Raw genomic sequence first — 17,579 nt, forward strand, 5'->3', positions numbered from 1 at the left:
GAAATAAATTTTACGGAAAAACCGTAATTTGAAAAAAACTTCGACAAGCTCTGGCAGCAACGATTCGTATCACTAAAACCATTTGAAGTCTAGCTAAAAATATCTTGCAATTAATTTTACGTCTTCGGCATCATATTTGTTTTAGTTAGTTATAAATAATCAACAACATCATGAAAAACAAATTAATGATTGCCGTTTTGGCTCTGGGATTGAGCTTCACGGCCTGTAAGAAAGAAGTTACCACTGAAACAACTGTAACCAGCGAAGGGACAGACACAACGGCGGTAACAAAAACAACGGTTGTAGAAACACCTGCGGTCGACACCAAAGCGGCTGAAGATGCCGTGGCAAAAGCAAAAGCCGAACTTGAAGCTGCTATCGCTAAAGGCGACAAAAAAGCGGAAGAAGCTGCAAAGAAAACTCTTGCTGAAGCCGAAGAAGCTTGGGCAAAACTTAAAGAAGGCGCCGCTGAAGGTGCTGCAAAAGCGGGCGAAGCTGTAGATGAAGCAAAAGCGAAAGCGAAAGAAGGCTACAACGAAGCTTTAGAAAAAGCTAAAATTAAATAAGAGCCATCTTATTAAACAACAAAACCCCGGGTTTCCGGGGTTTTTTGGGGATAAAATGGCCGTTTTCACGGCCATTAAAACAAAATAACAACTAGAAATTAGCGTTTCACCAACTTTCTAGTTACCACTTCTGAACCGCTATCTGTCGCAAATTTAACGACATAGATACCGCTTGGTAAGTTAGACACATCCGTTCTGATAGCGTTTTCGCCCTCAGAAAGTATAAATGTATTACGTTGCGAAAGTGTACCTGTATAGTTGTAAATAGCAACCTCAACTTTTCCTGCTTTCAAAGCTGTTGCGGTGAAATCAACATGTGATGTTGCAGGATTTGGGTACATCTCTGAAAAAGATACTGTAACCTCTTGAGCGGCTGGTCTAAATTCACATGTTGGTTTAGTAATCGTGAAACGTCGAGTGCTACTTACAATATTCAATCCACAAGAGTTTCCTGATTTGCTTACCGATAAGGTTGATGTAGCAGCCATATCGTTGGTAAATACAATCTGGATTGTGTTGGTTCCTTGACCTGACACGATTGAACTTCCAGCTGGTGCGATCCAATTAAAAGAAGTTGCTAAAGGATCTGGTAAAACCGAATAGGTAACCGGCTGTCCAAGAGTTTCACAATCTACAACAGCAGGACCAACTGGTACAGATGGAGTTGCCAAAGATCTACTAATTCGTATATTTCTTGGGTTAGAAGTTGCACAACCATTAGTTGAAACAAATGAAATCATTCCCAATCCATCATAGTTCGTTGGATAAACAACCGTAAACGTGGTGTCTGTAGTACTTGCAATAAAATTACTCGTGTTACTTGGGTTTGAAGGAGACGTTAAAACTGAACCTACAGGAGCAGTAATCGACCATGAGTTTGCGTATCCGGGTACAGAAGTTGTATATGTATAAGGACCACTACTGGCACAAATTGCCGCTATTTGTCCCGATGTTATTACTGGTGTCGATGGTAAACGACGCGTAACTGTTAAAACGCGTGGTGTTAATGAAGTTCCTATACCGTTAGTGGTAGTTAAAGTCACTGCTCCGCTTGCGGCGAATTCATTTGTGTACAACACTGAAATAGCGTTTGTTCCTTGTCCAGAAACGATGGTAGCACCTGTTGGAACTACCCAATTGTAAATCAAACCTAGCACCAAAGCAGTTGTATAAGTTACCGGTGTTGCTGTACCAACTACTGCACATGGGTTAGCTGTAGAGGCTATAATTGAACCTGGAGTGCCCGGAATTGCCGCGGTAGTCGTGTAAGTACGAGCTGCCGACTCACATCCTGCGACCGATACTGCTTTCACAGTAAATAATACAGGCCCTGCCACCACCTGCGCTAATGACAAGTCAACTACGATACTGTTTGTACCAGCACCAGAAGTAATGACGGCGCCTGTGGGTATCGTCCAATTGTACGAAACGGCATTTGCAACTGGAGCTGTTGTCAGCGTTAAAGGGATGTTTGTACCAACCAAATTCCCTATCGTTGAAGTGCTAAAAACACCTCCATTTACGGTGCCAGTAATTGTTCCTGGCGTAGCTGGAGCGGCTACAATATTAACAACAATTTGCACACGACTTCCTTCCTGGCCTGATGGCGTTACTTCAGAAACCCAATAATTTCTAACACCTAGAGAGCTTGTTGGAACTGCCGGTGGTGTTGTAGTGAAAGTACCACCGGTTGCAACAGTATACCAACGCAAAGTATTTGCTCCATTAGGAGTAGCTGTAAGTGGTGCAGCTGTTGAATATCTGCAAAGGAAAATAGGAGTTGTAACAGTTGGCAATCCAGGACCTGTAACTGCTGCTATAGCCGCGTCTGTAAAACTTGCTCCAGACAAAAGTGGAGAACCTGTAGCTGGACGATAATCTAAACCTGTGTAGATCGTCGCATCTGAAGCATTATAAGGAGCTGCTAAAAGACCTGCGCTTGACGCTTGACTTGAATTGTTGTTAGCCGCAAACCATGCAGTTATATTAAATGATGGGTTTAAACCTGCCGTTAAAGTACCGGGAGAGTTTACTTGCAGAACTCTGTTTGGCGTTGTGATACCTGCGATAAGATTGTTTTTAAAAATCAAGGTGTTGTTTAACGCGTTGGTTTCAGTAGTTAAACCATCAATGTGTAACCCTTCTGGGTAATCCATAAACACGGAGTTGTAGATTTTAATTTGGCAATTTCTTCTCAAACGAGCAGCTCTTTTGTAACCATTTGCAAGAGTTCCACCATTCGGCAAAGTCAATCGGAAAGAAGGTCCGATTAGAGTCATGTTAGAGAATATTGCACTTGTAAAAGGAGATACCGCCGAGCCGGTAGCATTGTTATCTACTTCAAAACCTTCAGAAGTTGAAACCGCTGGAGCGTCAGAAATTTGTGGGTCACGAACAGATAATCCAAATTGTACAACACCGTTATAACCATTGTCTGCATCCCAATCGTCGTCTAGGTTTCTAAACGCAACCAAATACTTACAATTTACAGAACCTCCGAACCATTCAAACGCATCGTCGTTTGTATACGAAACTTGCACGTGCTCTATAGTAGTAGCACGACCTACAGCACCCATTGTTAAACCATTGATTTCAGCATTAGTTGCATATACGTATCCACCAAATTCAATTCGAACGTACTTAAGAGTTCCCGAATTATCATTGTCGTCTGGCGTAGTTCCGCCTCCGAATGAGGTATTTGGTGTTGGTGCAATTCCTTCTATATTACCAACACCTCCATTTACGTTATACGAGCCGTTACCCAATAAAACCACTCCACCCCAGTCGCCACGCGCTCTTTGTCCTGGCGCCTTGTCTGAGGTAAAAACAATAGGCTGTGTTGCGGTACCGATAGCATTTAGTTTTGCTCCTCTTGTTACGATAAGAGCTGCTCCGTTAGCAATTTGATCTCCTAATATAACTACTCCAGGCTGTATAGTTAGAGTGGCGTTGTTAGTTACATATACCTGCGTTTTTAAAACGTAAGTGTTTCCTGTTGTCCAGGTTGTATTCGTTGTAACATTACTGGTAACGTTCACCAAATTGGTGGTTGGATAAATCGTATTCTGCGGATCGAAATTTGTCCATCCGTCTGTCCACATTGCTGTGGGTGCAGGTGCAAATGCGCCTCGGTACGAGGTTGGCATAATCTGTGACCAAGCTAGATTACCTAAGAAAACCAGGCAAGCTAGAACATAGATTTTTTTCATTTTGTGTTTATTTTAATTGTTAAAAGTTTAATCAAAACTACAGCGGCAATGTTAGGTTAAGATTAGGTGATTTTTGTTAAAATGTGATTAAATGGTTAAGTATATTAAATTGATTGTCAGTTATTTGACCTAAAAACTATACGTGACCGCTAACGAGAAAGTTCTACCAAAACGGGTGAGCCAAATTTGATCGTCGGCGTTCTTATCGTAACCATTTAAATTCTGATCGTCACCGGTAAAAAACTGATTAATACTGCGCGATACTCCTGTTACTTCTTTCTGATTTAAATTTCTGTTGTGGTAAAAAATTAAATCTTGTGCGAGCAGATTCTGTCCGTTAAATCGAACCTCTATTTTATTTTTTAGAAATGATTTTGTGAGCTGTAAATCGATAAATGTTCTGGCTTTTTCCCATAAAGTAGGCTCGGCTTCCACATTTCCAACTACGGCAATTCTGTTTCCAACTCTATTAGCATTTAACGAAGCCGACCAGCCGTAATCTTTGTCTATGTAAAGTAAACCACCGTTAAATACGTAGGGAGATTGCCCTTGCATAGGTCTCGACTTTTCAAAATCTGTACTAGCAGCTATGTTAGATACATCAACTTCTGAGCGAATAATTGCTAGGTTACTAAAAAGGGTGAGGTTATTCAAAAACTTGGACCCGGGCTGGTTGAAAACGGAGCCTAACAAAGCACGAAACTCAATCTCTCCTCCATAGTTGTAGGCCGCTTTAGCATTTTGATATGAAATTTCTTTGTTGTTAACTCCTGCTTTAATTTCTATCGGACTTTTGAAGTCCTTGTAGAACAAAGAAAAGGAAAGTAACTGACCGCGTCCTGGGTAAAACTCGTATCGAAAATCGGTATTCTCTATTAAAGATCTCGATAGTGTTGGATTCCCAGAAGTGATAAATTGTGTTGTGAAATCGTAAAATGCAAATGGAGCAAGCTCTCTAAACTCTGGTCTATTAACTGTTTTGGAATAGGAAAATCGCAAATTCTGCTTCTTGTTAAGCGCTATGATAAGATTAACACTTGGCAAAAAGTCAAACTTAGTTTCATCAATTTCTAGAACTTCCGTTTCGGTTAATTGAGTGTCCAACTGCTGATTAAAGTTCTCAACTCGTGCTCCATATATGATGTGCAAAAATTTATACGAATTATCCATCATCATGTAAGCCGCATACAATTTGGAATTAGCGTTGTACGCATCGAAGTATTTGGTTCCATCGTATAAAGTAAATCCTCCTACTCCTGGAGCTATAATTCCCATATTTGCTTGATTAAATATCTCCTCGTCTGGCAAATACAATAAGTTCTGATCGAAAACTAAATCACCAACACCTCCCAATTGATTGTAACTAAGTTGTCTAGCATAAAAATCTTTGCTTCTATACAATCCAGAAAGACCAAATTTTAGTTCTTGATCGCCGGTTTCTGAAGTCGAAAACTTTTGCGAAATGTCAAATCTCCCGCTGTAAATACTCTCGTTGTTTTCAGAAAAGAAAAGTCCGCCACCATAATCGGGTCCTGCATTTCCGTTAGCTATATTGGCCGTAGGTGTTATGTCGAGTTCATTCGGATTTTCAGGATCAATATAATCACGAAAACGGGTGTAGATGTTTCGTCTCAAGTTTGGAATATCTCTTTGCACCGAACTGTATGACGTATTCCAGCCAATTTTAATTTTGTCTTTAGGAATAAAATGCTCCCCGTAAATCTGAGAGGTAAAAATTTTATTGCTGGTGAACCATCGAACCGTAGATGAAAGTATAAGTGGATTTGTTGAAGCCGAAGCTTCGAAAGGGATTCCGTTTCGAGAAACAACACGGTCGTCGGAATTAATACTCAGCAAATTCTTGAAACTTATTGTATTATTTGAATTAAACTTCAAGGATGCATTTAGCAAAACTCCGCCCAAAAACTGCTCAACATAGTTTTCATCAAAGTAATCACTGTACAGTGCGGTCGGTGCACCTACTGCTTGCTCTTCAAAATTTCTGCGAATAGTCTCATTAAAGTTGTTGCTTCTGTTGTAGGTCACGGCCCCTATCAAACCTAAAGTCTTTTCACCTATTTCAAAAGTGCGGCCGATAGAATACTGAAAACTAAAATTTGGGGCAAAATTCTTTTCCTTCAATCTCCAATCTGATCTAAAATTTTTTGCCAATTCAGCTCTTTGTAAGTAATCTAAGTTTAAAAACGTGCGGTAATCTGGGAAATTACTTGGTAACGCTCGGGTACCATCGTCTATTCCTAGCCAATCGGTTTTACCACCTTCGTAGTACAGCTGCTTGTTTCCTGTGGTAACAGTGTTGTATCCCCCACCGATACTTAATGTAGAGAAATTCTTGTCGGGAATACTTTTCGTGTTTACCTGAATAATACCTCCGGCAAATTCTCCTGGCATGTCTGGAGTTGCAGTCTTTGTAATAATCAAGTTATCCAACATATTTGAAGGGAATATATCGAAGGAAAACGCTTTTCGGTCTGGTTCAGATGATGGTAGCGGCGAGCCGTTCAAATAGGCAGCATTATACCTGTCGTTCAATCCACGAACTATTACAAAGCGATTATCTTGAACTGATGCTCCGCTAATTCGTCTTAATACATCCGATGTATTCTTATCCGGCGTCCTACGTATCGTTTCTGCCGAAATTCCATCGGAAACGCTAATGCTGTTTTTTTGTAAGGTTAAGAGCGACTTTACTGATTCTGTAGCTGCTCGAGTTCTCGTGATGACAACCTCTTCTAATTTCGTTTCGTTTTTTAATAGAGAAACAACCAATTCAGAAATTTCATTGGAGATAATTTGCTGATCTGTAATTTGCTTAGTCGCATAACCATCTGCAGAAAATTCAATCTCATATATTCCAGCTGGTATATCACGAAAAATAAAATCTCCATTTTGATCTGAAAATTCTACTTTCCCAAGCTGTGAAATCATGATAGAGGCGCCAGAAATCGAAGCTCCATTGCTATCGGAGAGGACCTTCCCTTTAAGAACACCATTTTGAGAAAATGACTTTAGCGCACAAAAAGTCAGTGCGACTAGAAATACGATACGCATGTTGGTTTTTGGGTTTTGTTTTGTTGTGTGCAAAGCTAAGAGGACTAAGTACTTTGCTCGTTAAGAGTACTTTATACTTCCGTTAACAAAGACCGAGTTTTTTATTAAGCTGCTGTAAAATTTGTTAAGTTACTGTATACAAAACCTTTATGCACTAAAATCTAATTTTCTGTTCAAAAAAGCCGTTTTAATCACATGCAAAAAGTGAATCCGTCAAATCGATCAACTAAAAAGAACCATTTTCAGAACGATATTTAATTATAACGCTTTCTTAACAAAAGCCGCTCCTGATTTACAGAATAATAACTTTTGGTTAAAATATATGAGTAGAACGCCTACCTAATTTTGCACGACCAAAACGACTCATAACCATGAAACAACTCTTACTCAGTATTCTTGCTATACCCGTAATCGCGTTTTCGCAAACCGATTGTAATACGGCGGTTACCATTCAAAGTAATAATACGTACAACATTAACTCTTTTTCAGGATCGTCAACAACACCTTGTTTTGGTCCTCTCACCGAAGGTGGCGATGTACTCCAAACGTACTGGTACAAGTACATTCCTACTCAAAGTGGCTTGGTATCAATTAACTCGAACTTGCCTGCAAACGAAAGTCCGAACAGTGAAAATACGCGATTAAGTATTTTAACAGGTAATTGTGGTGCCTTAACATGCTACGACTTGGCTGATGATGTTAACGCAGCAGGTCAAATATTCTTAACCAATCTAACTTTTCCTGTACAAGCAGGGAATACCTATTACATAGTATGGGACTCGTTTTATGAAGACAATCCTTTCGAATTCGAATTTACTTTTACACCGCAATCTTGTACACGTGTATATTATATCGATGACACGAGTAACAACTCAAACACTGAAATAACACTTAATTGGGAGCCGTCGGTAAATCAGCCTCCTTCCTACACTGTTCAATATGGCTTACAAGGATTTACACTAGGAACAGGCACGTCTATTTCAACTAACCAAGCCCAAATAACTCTTAGTTCGTTACAAGCAGGTGCCACTTTCGATTATTATATCCGCGCAAATTGTACCGGAAATCAAGATAGCGAATGGTCTGGACCTTACAACTTTACACTTACTAAAACAGTCCCTTACAATTCCGGTTTCGACTCAACTCAGGAACTAGGAGGGTGGACGCGTGTAAACGCTTCTGCTAACTTTAATTTGGTAACAAATGCCGCGAATGCACTTTCAGCTCCAAGCTACTTTTTAATGAATGCGCTGGTTGGTCAAACTAACAACTACTGGCTAATAAGCCCAGAAATATCTCTCGAAAACAGTGCTGACTATATCATCACCTTCAATTTTAGAACAAGTAGTGCAAGTGCTAATCGAACACTTACGTTAACACTTGGAACTTCTGAAGATCCTTCGACACATACACAGATAATCGCCGCCGAAACAGCATTAAACAGCAACCCAAGCTACAGTGCATTTACTTACAGTTTTACTGTTCCGACCAGCGGTCAATATTACATTGGCCTGCACGACACATCGGTTGGTGTTATTAACAACTCATTGCGAATAGATAATTTTCTTATAAGCTCCAATCTTGACATTGACTCATTAAAGTCCGACGACATTTCAATATATCCAAATCCGGCAAACGAAACGCTTTACATAAAAAATACAGGAAGTTCTAAAATCAACCAACTAGAACTGTTGGATTTTGAAGGCCGATTGATTCGCAGTATTTCTGGAGATTTTGACAACCAACGTGGACACTCGATTTCCGACCTTTCTACAGGCGTTTATCTTGTAAAAATCAGTTCCGGTAACATGAAGTTAATCAAGAAGTTGATTAAAAGGTAATCCTTGTGATGCAAAACAAAAAGCTGTTCGAAAAGTAAGCACGAACAGCTTTTTTTGCAAAAGCTGTTTCTACCACGCGCTACACTACTGCGATTACTTTGCTGGGAAATCGAGCAAGAAAGTTCGGCCATAAATCAAGAAAAAAAGCAGAAATAGAAACAATACAATAACAATAAGCGAAATTTTGGCACACACGAAATTAAATGTATCGAAATAGCTTCGAGATTAATACACCCTATATTTGTAACATCAAAACATAAGGATATCGAAAGCGACACATAAAAACTAACGTTGCGCTGTTTATACTTTTTTCTTTAATGTCCTTTATGTAATCTATATTTCGAAGATTGAGGACAAGTATAAGTGCCTTTTAGACAAAGTTAATTTACGTTAAAATCGATATCCTAAATTTATATCGCCGCGAAAAATAAAGTCAGGCGCATTTTTAGATTCTCCTAATGTACGACCACCGCCTGCAACTATTTCTAAAACAAACCCAGTACGGTTTATCAACTTAAAACCGCCTGCCAATCCTAAAGAAGCCGCGTTGTAACGTTGTTTATTTTCATTCCCGTAATCATTATTTCTGCCGTTGCTGTATTTCGCAAAACCTTCCACAAAAAAACCCTTGGCTGCAAACTCTTTGCGTTCTTGAAAATAAAACCGAGCAAAAGGTGTAACCGAAAAATCTTCCTCCCAATCGTTGTCATTCCGTCCGTTCACTAAAACCGACGTCCCGAAAGTAAAGTCTTCACGAAAAATGTATTCGTAATTCAACTCCACGATAGGTCCAGCCAATAATTTGACAGCTCCGAACGTAAACTCGTGTCTTCGCTCGTAAATGCTGCTCGATTCAGGCTGCGCAAACGCTAAAATGGAGAAGAAACAGAAACAGATTGTGGTTTTCATATTGCTTGCTTTAGCTCGTACAAACGCGAAACGTATTTTCCAATAACATCGAACTCTAGGTTAACGGAATCGCCAACTTTCAAATACTGAAAATTCGTATGCTCATAGGTAAACGGAATAATCGCTACAGAAAAGGCACTCAAGGTGGAATCGACCACCGTTAAGCTTACGCCATTCACCGTGATCGAACCTTTCGGAATGGTTACATTTCCTAGATTTGTGTTGTATTGGAAGTGATATTTCCAGCTTCCGTTTTCATTTTCCACAGCAGTGCAAACCGCGGTCTGATCTACGTGTCCTTGTACGATATGTCCGTCTAAACGATCGCCTAAACGCATGCCGCGCTCTAGATTCACGCGGTCGCCCACACTCCACGAACCCAAAGTTGTTTTAAGAATCGTCTCCTGAATTGCCGTTACTTTATACGATGCACCTTCAATAGCAACAACGGTTAAGCAAACACCGTTATGTGCGACACTTTGGTCGATTTTTAATTGATGGGTAAATTCTGATTCGACCCAAAGATGCACGTTGGCGTCGGTGTGTTCAATAGATTTTATTTCTCCGAGAGTCTCAATGATACCTGTAAACATAAATAGTTGAAATGTCTTAGCTTTGCGCTATCAAAAATAGTCGATAAACGCCGAGATCTATGAAAAGAACTGAAAATATTATTATAGGAATTTCCATTGGCGATTTAAACGGCATAGGTCCTGAAGTTGTGCTCAAAACCTTCGAAGATTCGCGCATGCTCGAATTGTGCACTCCCGTGATTTTCGCTAATGTTAAAAGCTTGTCTTTCTTGCGTAAGAGCTTTGAAAGTACAGTAAATATTCACGGAATCGACAATCTTGAACAACTCGTTCCTGGCAAGTTAAATGTGCTTAATGTTTGGCGTGAAGGTTTCGATTTGGCACCGGGAAAACTCGACGAAACGGTTGGCAAGTATGCTGTAAAGTCGTTCAAAGCAGCCGTAGCAGCAGCGCAAGAAGGAAAAATTCACGCTTTAGTGACGGCCCCAATCAATAAAATTAACATCCAAGACGAAGATTTTAAATTTCCGGGGCACACCGATTATTTAAATGAGCAATTTGAAGGAAATGCTCTCATGTTAATGGTTTCCGACACATTACGCGTTGGTTTGTTAACCGATCACGTTCCATTGGCAGAAGTTGCTAGTAAACTCAACGAGGGACTGATTCGCAAAAAAGTCGAAACTTTACAAAAGTCGCTTATTCAAGATTTTTCAATTCGAAGACCACGTATCGCAGTACTCGGTTTGAATCCGCATGCGGGCGATGGCGGAGTTATTGGCGTAGAAGATAAAGACATAATAGCTCCGGCCATTAAAAAGCTTTTTGACGCCGGAACTTTAGTTTTTGGGCCGTATCCAGCCGACGGATTTTTCGGTAGCGGGCAATACAAGCAATTCGACGCGGTTTTAGCTACGTATCACGACCAAGGATTGGCGCCGTTTAAAACCTTATCGTTTGGCGGTGGCGTAAATTTCACTGCTGGACTAAATGTGGTTCGAACCTCCCCGGATCACGGAACAGCTTACGACATTGCTGGTAAAGGAAAAGCCGATGAAACTTCATTCAAAGAAGCTGTTTATTTGGCAATTGATGTAGTTCACTCGCGCGAACACTACCAAGAAATGACCGAAAATCCGCTGAAAACAAAAGAAAAGCAGTTGTAAACAATTTTTTGTTTATAACCTTTTGCCAAACAAGTATTTTATCTATCTTTGCACTCCAATTCCCAATACGGGTTTTGGTATTGGTTTTAAGTGTGTAATCGTATTTAAAGCCAATCAATTACAACTCAGATGAAAAAGTTAAGCGAATTTTTAATTCCTTTTGCGGGATTAAAGCTGGGGAAGCATCCGTTTGAGTTTCAGATTGATAAAACGTTCTTTGAATCATTTAGTTTTGATGAGTTTGAATCGGCTTCAATACATGTAAAGTTAGTTTTAGAAAAAAAAAGTAACTTTTTGGAATTGAGCTTCAAACATCAAGGTACGGTTTATGTTCCGTGCGACTTAACTGCCGAGTATTTTGATTTACCGATAAAAGGGAAGATGAAAATGGTGGTTCAATTCGGCGAAACTTATAACGACGACAACGAAGAGTTGCTTATTTTGCCGCACGGCGAGCACCAACTCGACGTTTCGCAACTGATTTATGAAATGATTGTTCTTTCAGTCCCTGCGCGAAAAGAACATCCCGGCATCAAAGACGGAAGTTTAAAATCGGCTGCTTTAGATAAACTCAACGAGCTAAAAGTTAAAGAAATAAAGCCACCTAGTGGTGAAAATGAAACGGAAACAGACCCTAGATGGGACAAATTAAAACAACTATTAAAAGATAAATAAAATCAGGTAATGGCACATCCTAAGAGAAAAGTCAGTAAGACAAGAAGAGATAAGAGAAGAACGCACTACAAAGCAGTAGCCGCGCAAATTGCAACATGTCCAGTTACTGGAGAAGCACACTTGTATCACAGAGCCTACTGGCACGAAGGTAAAATGTATTACCGTGGTCAAGTTGTAATCGATAAATCTGTTGCAACTGTTTAAGCAGCTGTAAAATCATATTCCTAAACTCTCACCCGTACGTGAGGGTTTTTTTTGTTTATAGCTGTTTATTCATATCTAAAGCCTCTATCGAAAAGCGCATGGAAAATTTTTGTAATTTCAACCACTTTTCTGAGGCGATTGCAAAATCAGAAGTTATTACCGTATGAGCTCAATTACTGCCGCAATTACTGCCGTTGGCGGATATGTCCCCGACTTTATCCTAACCAACCAATTGCTTGAAACAATGGTCGATACCAACGACGAATGGATCACCACACGAACCGGAATCAAGGAACGCCGCATTTTAAAAGGCGAAGGTTTAGGAACTTCCTTCATGGCGATTAAAGCCGCCGAAAACCTGATCGAAAAATCAGGACTCAATCCCGAAGACATAGATTGTGTTCTAGTAGCTACCACTACTCCCGACTTACCTGTGGCAGCAACTGCTGTTTACGTGGCTAGCCAAATCGGAGCGGTAAACGCTTTCGCATACGACATACAGGCTGCTTGCTCCGGATTTTTGTACGGCATGTCAACCGCATCTTCGTACGTGCAATCCGGACGTTACAAAAAAGTTTTACTCATCGGCGCAGATAAAATGTCGTCGATAATCGATTATACCGATCGCGCTACTTGCATCATTTTTGGCGACGGAGCTGGCGCCGTTTTGTTTGAACCCAACCACGAAGGCTTAGGCTTTCAAGACGAATTTTTACGAAGCGACGGAATTGGCCGTGAATTCTTAAAAATTGATGCCGGAGGTTCGATTCTTCCCGCTTCCGCAGAAACGGTTGCCAACAAACAACATTTTGTTTTTCAAGACGGTAAAACCGTTTACAAATACGCAGTTTCAGGAATGGCCGATGTGAGTGAAAAAATTATGCAACGCAACAATCTTACTAAAGATGATGTTGCGTTTTTAGTTGCTCATCAAGCCAATAAACGAATCATCGATGCTACAGCTTCGCGTATGGGCATTGAAGACGACAAGGTTTTGGTAAACATTCACCGATACGGCAATACAACTTCCGGAACACTTCCGCTATTATTAAGCGACTTTGAATCGAAATTTAAAAAAGGAGATAATCTTATCTTTGCTGCTTTCGGCGGCGGATTTACATGGGGTTCTATCTACCTCAAATGGGCATATTAACGAACAACGAAAACTAAACATTCAGTCTTATGGATTTAAAAGAAATTCAAAACCTCATCAAATTTGTATCCAACTCAGGTGTTGCCGAGGTAAAACTTGAAATGGATAATGTAAAAATTACAATCCGCACCACTGTCGAAGGAAGTACTCCTGAAATTACATACGTGCAAACTCCAGCGGTTGCTCCAGCATTACCTCAACCTGCGGCGCAAATTCCGGTTTCAACGCCTGCAGCTCCTGCAACACCTGCAGCTCCTGCCGCCGATGATACTTCGAAATACATCACAGTTAAATCGCCAATTATTGGAACTTTTTACCGCAAACCTGCCCCAGATAAACCTATGTTTGTTGAAGTTGGTTCTACAATTGCAAAAGGTGATGTACTATGCGTAATTGAAGCCATGAAATTGTTCAACGAAATCGAATCGGAAGTAGCTGGAAAAATCGTTAAAATTCTAGTTGACGACTCGTCTCCTGTTGAATTTGACCAACCTTTATTCTTAGTTGATCCATCATAAGCGTTCTAGTTCGGAAAAACCGTTCTCGTTAACATTAACTTCAAACTACACGATTATGTTTAAAAAAATATTAATTGCCAATCGAGGCGAAATCGCACTACGTGTTATTCGAACCTGTCGCGAAATGGGCATTAAAACGGTGGCTGTATACTCGACCGCCGATGCGGAAAGTTTGCACGTAAAATTTGCCGATGAAGCCGTTTGTATCGGGCCTCCTCCGAGCAACCTCTCCTACCTAAAAATGTCGAATATCATCGCTGCCGCTGAAATAACTAACGCCGATGCTATTCACCCAGGATACGGTTTCTTGTCTGAAAATGCAAAATTCTCGAAAATCTGTGCGGAACACGGCATCAAATTTATCGGAGCTTCGCCGGAAATGATTGAAAAAATGGGCGACAAAGCTACGGCTAAAGCAACCATGAAAGCTGCGGGTGTACCTTGCGTTCCTGGATCTGACGGTATTTTGGAAAGCTTTGAACAAGCAGCAAAAATCGCCGAAGAAATGGGCTATCCTGTAATGTTGAAAGCAACAGCGGGCGGCGGTGGAAAAGGTATGCGCGCCGTATGGAAAGCCGAAGACCTTCTCAAAGCTTGGGAAAGCGCAAAAATGGAAGCCGGTGCAGCCTTCGGAAACGACGGCATGTACATGGAAAAGTTGATCGAAGAACCGCGACACATCGAAATTCAAGTAGTAGGCGATTCTTACGGAAAAGCTTGCCACCTTTCAGAACGCGACTGCTCGGTACAAAGACGTCACCAAAAACTTACGGAAGAAACGCCTTCGCCATTCATGACCGACGATCTGCGCGAACGTATGGGACTAGCAGCTGTTAAAGCCGCTGAATACATTAAGTACGAAGGTGCCGGAACAGTGGAGTTCCTTGTGGATAAGCACCGCAATTTCTATTTTATGGAAATGAACACGCGTATCCAAGTTGAACACCCGATTACAGAACAAGTAATCGACTATGATTTGATTCGCGAACAAATTCTTGTTGCCGCTGGTGTGCCAATCTCAGGTAAAAACTACTTGCCTCAGTTGCATTCTATTGAATGTCGCATCAACGCAGAAGACCCGTATAACGATTTCCGACCTTCTCCGGGAAAAATAACAAACTTGCATACTCCTGGAGGTCACGGCGTGCGTTTAGATACACACGTTTACTCCGGCTATACGATTCCGCCGAATTACGATTCGATGATTGCTAAGCTCATTACAACGGCGCAAACCCGTCAGGAAGCAATCAACAAAATGAAACGTGCACTCGATGAGTTTGTAATTGAAGGAATTAAAACCACCATTCCGTTTCACCGACAATTAATGGATGATCCGAGATATGTGGAAGGAAATTACACGACAAAATTCATGGAAGATTTTCACATGAAATAAATCAAAAAGCCGCCTCAAAACTGAAGCGGCTTTTTATTTCGTTTTGGACCCGAAAATGTTAACTAGCTCAAGGAATACCATTGTAGAAATAAGTCACTGGCAGATTAAAGCGCAGAATAAACTACAGTTACTACTTCGTTATCGCCATCATCATCGTAATCAAAAGTAGATTGAACTTCTAGATCAGTTGCTGTTAATTTAGTAATCGTTACGGTATCCGTAAATTGAGAGTCTGAAACGGTAAGCTGATTTCCGTTAACCGTATAACTATACGTGTCTGTTACGAGTTCGCAGTTGAAAACATCCACGTCGTTCATAGTTCCATTGATTAAAAACTCAGAATAATCTCTGCCGCAAGGCTCATGGTCATCATAAGGAATGGTCTCCCCAGCTACTTTATCACTCACGTAATACCACTTTTTTAAAAGTAAAGACGAGTCTACCGAATTGTTGTCGTCGTCGTTGCTGCATGAAAATGCTGTTATTGCGAGGCCGGCAAGAATAATCTTCTGTATTGATTTCAAAAGTATGTTTGTTTTAGTAAACATACTCAATAAAATCTTAAAAAAACAATCCTTTTATATGTTATAATTTTTCGCGAATTTGCAGAGCGATAGCCTCAAATTCTGCCGGTTCCAATTTAACTTTGTTTTGAAAACGCATCTCGTCCATTTCATTTAATGGAATCAAATGTACATGTGCATGCGGAACCTCAAGCCCAATAACCGCCATGCCAACTCGTTTGCAAGAAATTGCTTTTTTCAAACCCACAGCAACGTGATGTGCAAATTGCATTAAAGCTGTATAAGACTCACTTTCCATATCGAAAAGCTGGTCGATTTCTTGTTTGGGAATACACAAAGTGTGACCTTTGGCATTCGGATTTATGTCTAAAAAAGCCAGATGTTTTTCATCTTCGGCAATTTTATAGCAAGGAATTTCCCCTGAAATGATTTTTGAAAATAAACTAGCCATTAGTCGCGTGTAACATCTAAAATTTCAAACTTAAGCACGCCGTTCGGAACGGTAATCTCGGCAATATCGCCCTTTGACTTCCCTAACAGTCCTTTTCCGATTGGCGATGTAACCGAAATCTTACCCGATTTTAAATCGGCTTCACTTTCGGCAACTAAGGTGTAGTTCAACTCCATACCGTTTGCCTGATTCTTGATTCTCACTTTTGAAAGCACGAGCACTTTAGAGGTGTCGAGCTGACTTTCGTCTATCAAGCGGGCATTAGCATAAATGTCTTCTAATTTTGAAATACGCATTTCCAATAAACCTTGTGCCTCTTTCGCAGCGTCGTACTCTGCGTTTTCACTCAAATCGCCTTTGTCTCGGGCATCCGCAATATCTTGCGATGCTTTCGGACGCATGACGTTTTTAAGATAATCTAGTTCTTCTTTAAGTTTTTTTAATCCTTCTGCGGTATAATATGATACGTTGCTCATGTATGTGTTTGTGTTTTTGAATCAACAAATTAGAAACTTGTTGCAGGTTCTTGTAAGTGCTTTGCCTGCGGCTATAAAAACAGAAAAAATCCCGCAGGGCGGGATTTCTTTTCACAAATATAGGAATTTTCGACTGCGAGAACAAATTTTTGATGTCCCCTTTGCAAGAATACAAGCACGTGGCTGTAGCAATTTCGCTAAAAATAATATTTTCGTTCTAGCGTTTCTACATCATGTATATTTGACTTCGTATGAAAGCTATGAAAAAACTTGTCTTTATTATTTGTATCGTTACGCTCTTCGGTTGCGAATCGGATAATGTTCGATTTCGAAATCCGTATTTGCCCGATTACAATTTTTCTGTCGAACTCAACTTAAACTTACCCACATACAGCGGTTTAAATTCTAACATCAATCCGCAGCTCATTCCCGACACCGGTAGTGGCGTGACGCTCATTGTGATGAAAGTTTCAGATACCGATTACCGTGCTTGGGATGCCTTATGCCCAAACCAGTTTCCCACAACCTGCTCGCAGTTAACCATCAATGGCATCAATGCGGTTTGTCCGTGCGACGACTTCGAATACAGCCTTTTCACAGGCGTTAGTACCGAAGGCGAGTACACGTTAAAACCGTACCGCGTGCAAATTATCAATCCGCGATTGATTCGGGTTTACAATTAATTTTTTTTTGAAGCTAATCGCGCTATCCGTTGCAAGTGTGCTTGCGGCGCCCGTTTCGCTGAAGGCGCAAAAGTAGCTTCCGTTGGTCGCTCTTTTTCACCGCAGCTCAAACGGCCGCCGCTGCGCACCCTTTACACTGCTATCGCGGCTAGGGCAATCGTTTCCAAGAGAGTGTCACTCTAAAAACCGCCTTACAATTTATACCG

Annotated in this window: 16 protein-coding genes; 9 read left to right on the plus strand and 7 right to left on the minus strand. The window is 40.7% G+C overall.

Features of this window, described 5'->3' with window-relative positions; translation table 11 throughout:
- Nucleotides 1–170: 170 nt before the first annotated feature.
- Complete coding sequence (locus tag ACOVQQ_RS06835) at nt 171–566, plus strand: hypothetical protein (RefSeq protein ID WP_298145357.1); 396 nt, start codon at nt 171–173, stop codon at nt 564–566.
- A gap of 98 nt (nt 567–664) precedes the next feature.
- Here ACOVQQ_RS06835 and ACOVQQ_RS06840 read toward each other — a convergent pair whose 3' ends face one another.
- Together ACOVQQ_RS06840 and ACOVQQ_RS06845 are read right to left on the minus strand one after the other, a co-directional pair.
- Nucleotides 665–3,775, minus strand: coding sequence for a T9SS type A sorting domain-containing protein (locus tag ACOVQQ_RS06840; RefSeq protein ID WP_421817543.1), 3,111 nt, complete (start codon nt 3,773–3,775; stop codon nt 665–667).
- A gap of 129 nt (nt 3,776–3,904) precedes the next feature.
- Entirely contained in the window at nt 3,905–6,847 is a 2,943-nt protein-coding gene (locus tag ACOVQQ_RS06845; RefSeq protein WP_421817544.1) for an outer membrane beta-barrel protein, read from the minus strand.
- Nucleotides 6,848–7,218: 371 nt separating this feature from the next.
- Between ACOVQQ_RS06845 and ACOVQQ_RS06850 the strand changes: the two genes are divergently transcribed.
- On the plus strand, nt 7,219–8,688 hold the full coding sequence (locus tag ACOVQQ_RS06850; protein WP_421817545.1) for a T9SS type A sorting domain-containing protein: 1,470 nt from the start codon (nt 7,219–7,221) through the stop codon (nt 8,686–8,688).
- A 390-nt stretch (nt 8,689–9,078) separates the two neighbouring features.
- Here the strand turns inward: ACOVQQ_RS06850 and ACOVQQ_RS06855 are convergent, their stop codons facing one another.
- Together ACOVQQ_RS06855 and ACOVQQ_RS06860 are read right to left on the minus strand one after the other, a co-directional pair.
- A complete protein-coding gene (locus tag ACOVQQ_RS06855; protein WP_421817546.1) occupies nt 9,079–9,597 on the minus strand; it encodes a hypothetical protein in 519 nt (172 codons plus the stop codon).
- The gene (locus ACOVQQ_RS06860) at nt 9,594–10,190 is read right to left on the minus strand and encodes a riboflavin synthase (protein ID WP_298145341.1); all 597 of its coding nucleotides are present in this window, start codon (nt 10,188–10,190) and stop codon (nt 9,594–9,596) included. The genes ACOVQQ_RS06855 and ACOVQQ_RS06860 overlap by 4 nt, the downstream gene beginning before the upstream one ends.
- A 59-nt stretch (nt 10,191–10,249) precedes the next feature.
- On the opposite strand from ACOVQQ_RS06860, the gene pdxA reads away from it, so the two are divergent.
- From pdxA to accC, 6 genes are all read left to right on the plus strand, one after another.
- Nucleotides 10,250–11,296, plus strand: a complete 1,047-nt coding sequence (gene pdxA / locus ACOVQQ_RS06865; RefSeq protein WP_094484960.1) for a 4-hydroxythreonine-4-phosphate dehydrogenase PdxA — start codon at nt 10,250–10,252, stop codon at nt 11,294–11,296.
- A 129-nt stretch (nt 11,297–11,425) separates the two neighbouring features.
- Complete coding sequence (locus ACOVQQ_RS06870; protein ID WP_298145334.1) at nt 11,426–11,971, plus strand: YceD family protein; 546 nt, start codon at nt 11,426–11,428, stop codon at nt 11,969–11,971.
- Nucleotides 11,972–11,980: 9 nt separating this feature from the next.
- Nucleotides 11,981–12,175: a 50S ribosomal protein L32 gene (gene rpmF, locus ACOVQQ_RS06875; RefSeq protein ID WP_094484962.1), complete on the plus strand. Its 195-nt coding sequence runs from the start codon at nt 11,981–11,983 to the stop codon at nt 12,173–12,175.
- Nucleotides 12,176–12,338: 163 nt separating this feature from the next.
- The gene (locus ACOVQQ_RS06880) at nt 12,339–13,328 is read left to right on the plus strand and encodes a beta-ketoacyl-ACP synthase III (protein ID WP_421817547.1); all 990 of its coding nucleotides are present in this window, start codon (nt 12,339–12,341) and stop codon (nt 13,326–13,328) included.
- Nucleotides 13,329–13,357: 29 nt separating this feature from the next.
- Nucleotides 13,358–13,846 carry an acetyl-CoA carboxylase biotin carboxyl carrier protein gene (accB, locus tag ACOVQQ_RS06885; RefSeq protein ID WP_421817548.1) on the plus strand — a complete coding sequence of 163 codons (489 nt, stop codon included), beginning with the start codon at nt 13,358–13,360 and terminating at the stop codon, nt 13,844–13,846.
- A 55-nt stretch (nt 13,847–13,901) separates the two neighbouring features.
- Nucleotides 13,902–15,239 carry an acetyl-CoA carboxylase biotin carboxylase subunit gene (gene accC, locus ACOVQQ_RS06890; protein ID WP_298145325.1) on the plus strand — a complete coding sequence of 446 codons (1,338 nt, stop codon included), beginning with the start codon at nt 13,902–13,904 and terminating at the stop codon, nt 15,237–15,239.
- 104 nt (nt 15,240–15,343) lie between these two features.
- On the opposite strand, the gene ACOVQQ_RS06895 is transcribed toward accC, so the two are convergent.
- The 3 genes from ACOVQQ_RS06895 to greA all read right to left on the minus strand — a co-directional run bounded on the left by ACOVQQ_RS06895 (nt 15,344) and on the right by greA (nt 16,690).
- Nucleotides 15,344–15,763 carry a lipocalin family protein gene (locus tag ACOVQQ_RS06895; protein WP_421817549.1) on the minus strand — a complete coding sequence of 140 codons (420 nt, stop codon included), beginning with the start codon at nt 15,761–15,763 and terminating at the stop codon, nt 15,344–15,346.
- A gap of 61 nt (nt 15,764–15,824) precedes the next feature.
- Nucleotides 15,825–16,214 carry an HIT family protein gene (locus ACOVQQ_RS06900; RefSeq protein WP_421817550.1) on the minus strand — a complete coding sequence of 130 codons (390 nt, stop codon included), beginning with the start codon at nt 16,212–16,214 and terminating at the stop codon, nt 15,825–15,827.
- Nucleotides 16,214–16,690 carry a transcription elongation factor GreA gene (greA, locus tag ACOVQQ_RS06905; protein ID WP_094484967.1) on the minus strand — a complete coding sequence of 159 codons (477 nt, stop codon included), beginning with the start codon at nt 16,688–16,690 and terminating at the stop codon, nt 16,214–16,216. The genes ACOVQQ_RS06900 and greA overlap by 1 nt, the downstream gene beginning before the upstream one ends.
- A 260-nt stretch (nt 16,691–16,950) precedes the next feature.
- On the opposite strand from greA, the gene ACOVQQ_RS06910 reads away from it, so the two are divergent.
- The gene (locus tag ACOVQQ_RS06910) at nt 16,951–17,373 is read left to right on the plus strand and encodes a hypothetical protein (RefSeq protein WP_421817551.1); all 423 of its coding nucleotides are present in this window, start codon (nt 16,951–16,953) and stop codon (nt 17,371–17,373) included.
- The last annotated feature ends 206 nt before the right edge of the window (nt 17,374–17,579 follow it).

The organism is Flavobacterium sp., from assembly GCF_049240005.1.
Taxonomy (GTDB): domain Bacteria; phylum Bacteroidota; class Bacteroidia; order Flavobacteriales; family Flavobacteriaceae; genus Flavobacterium.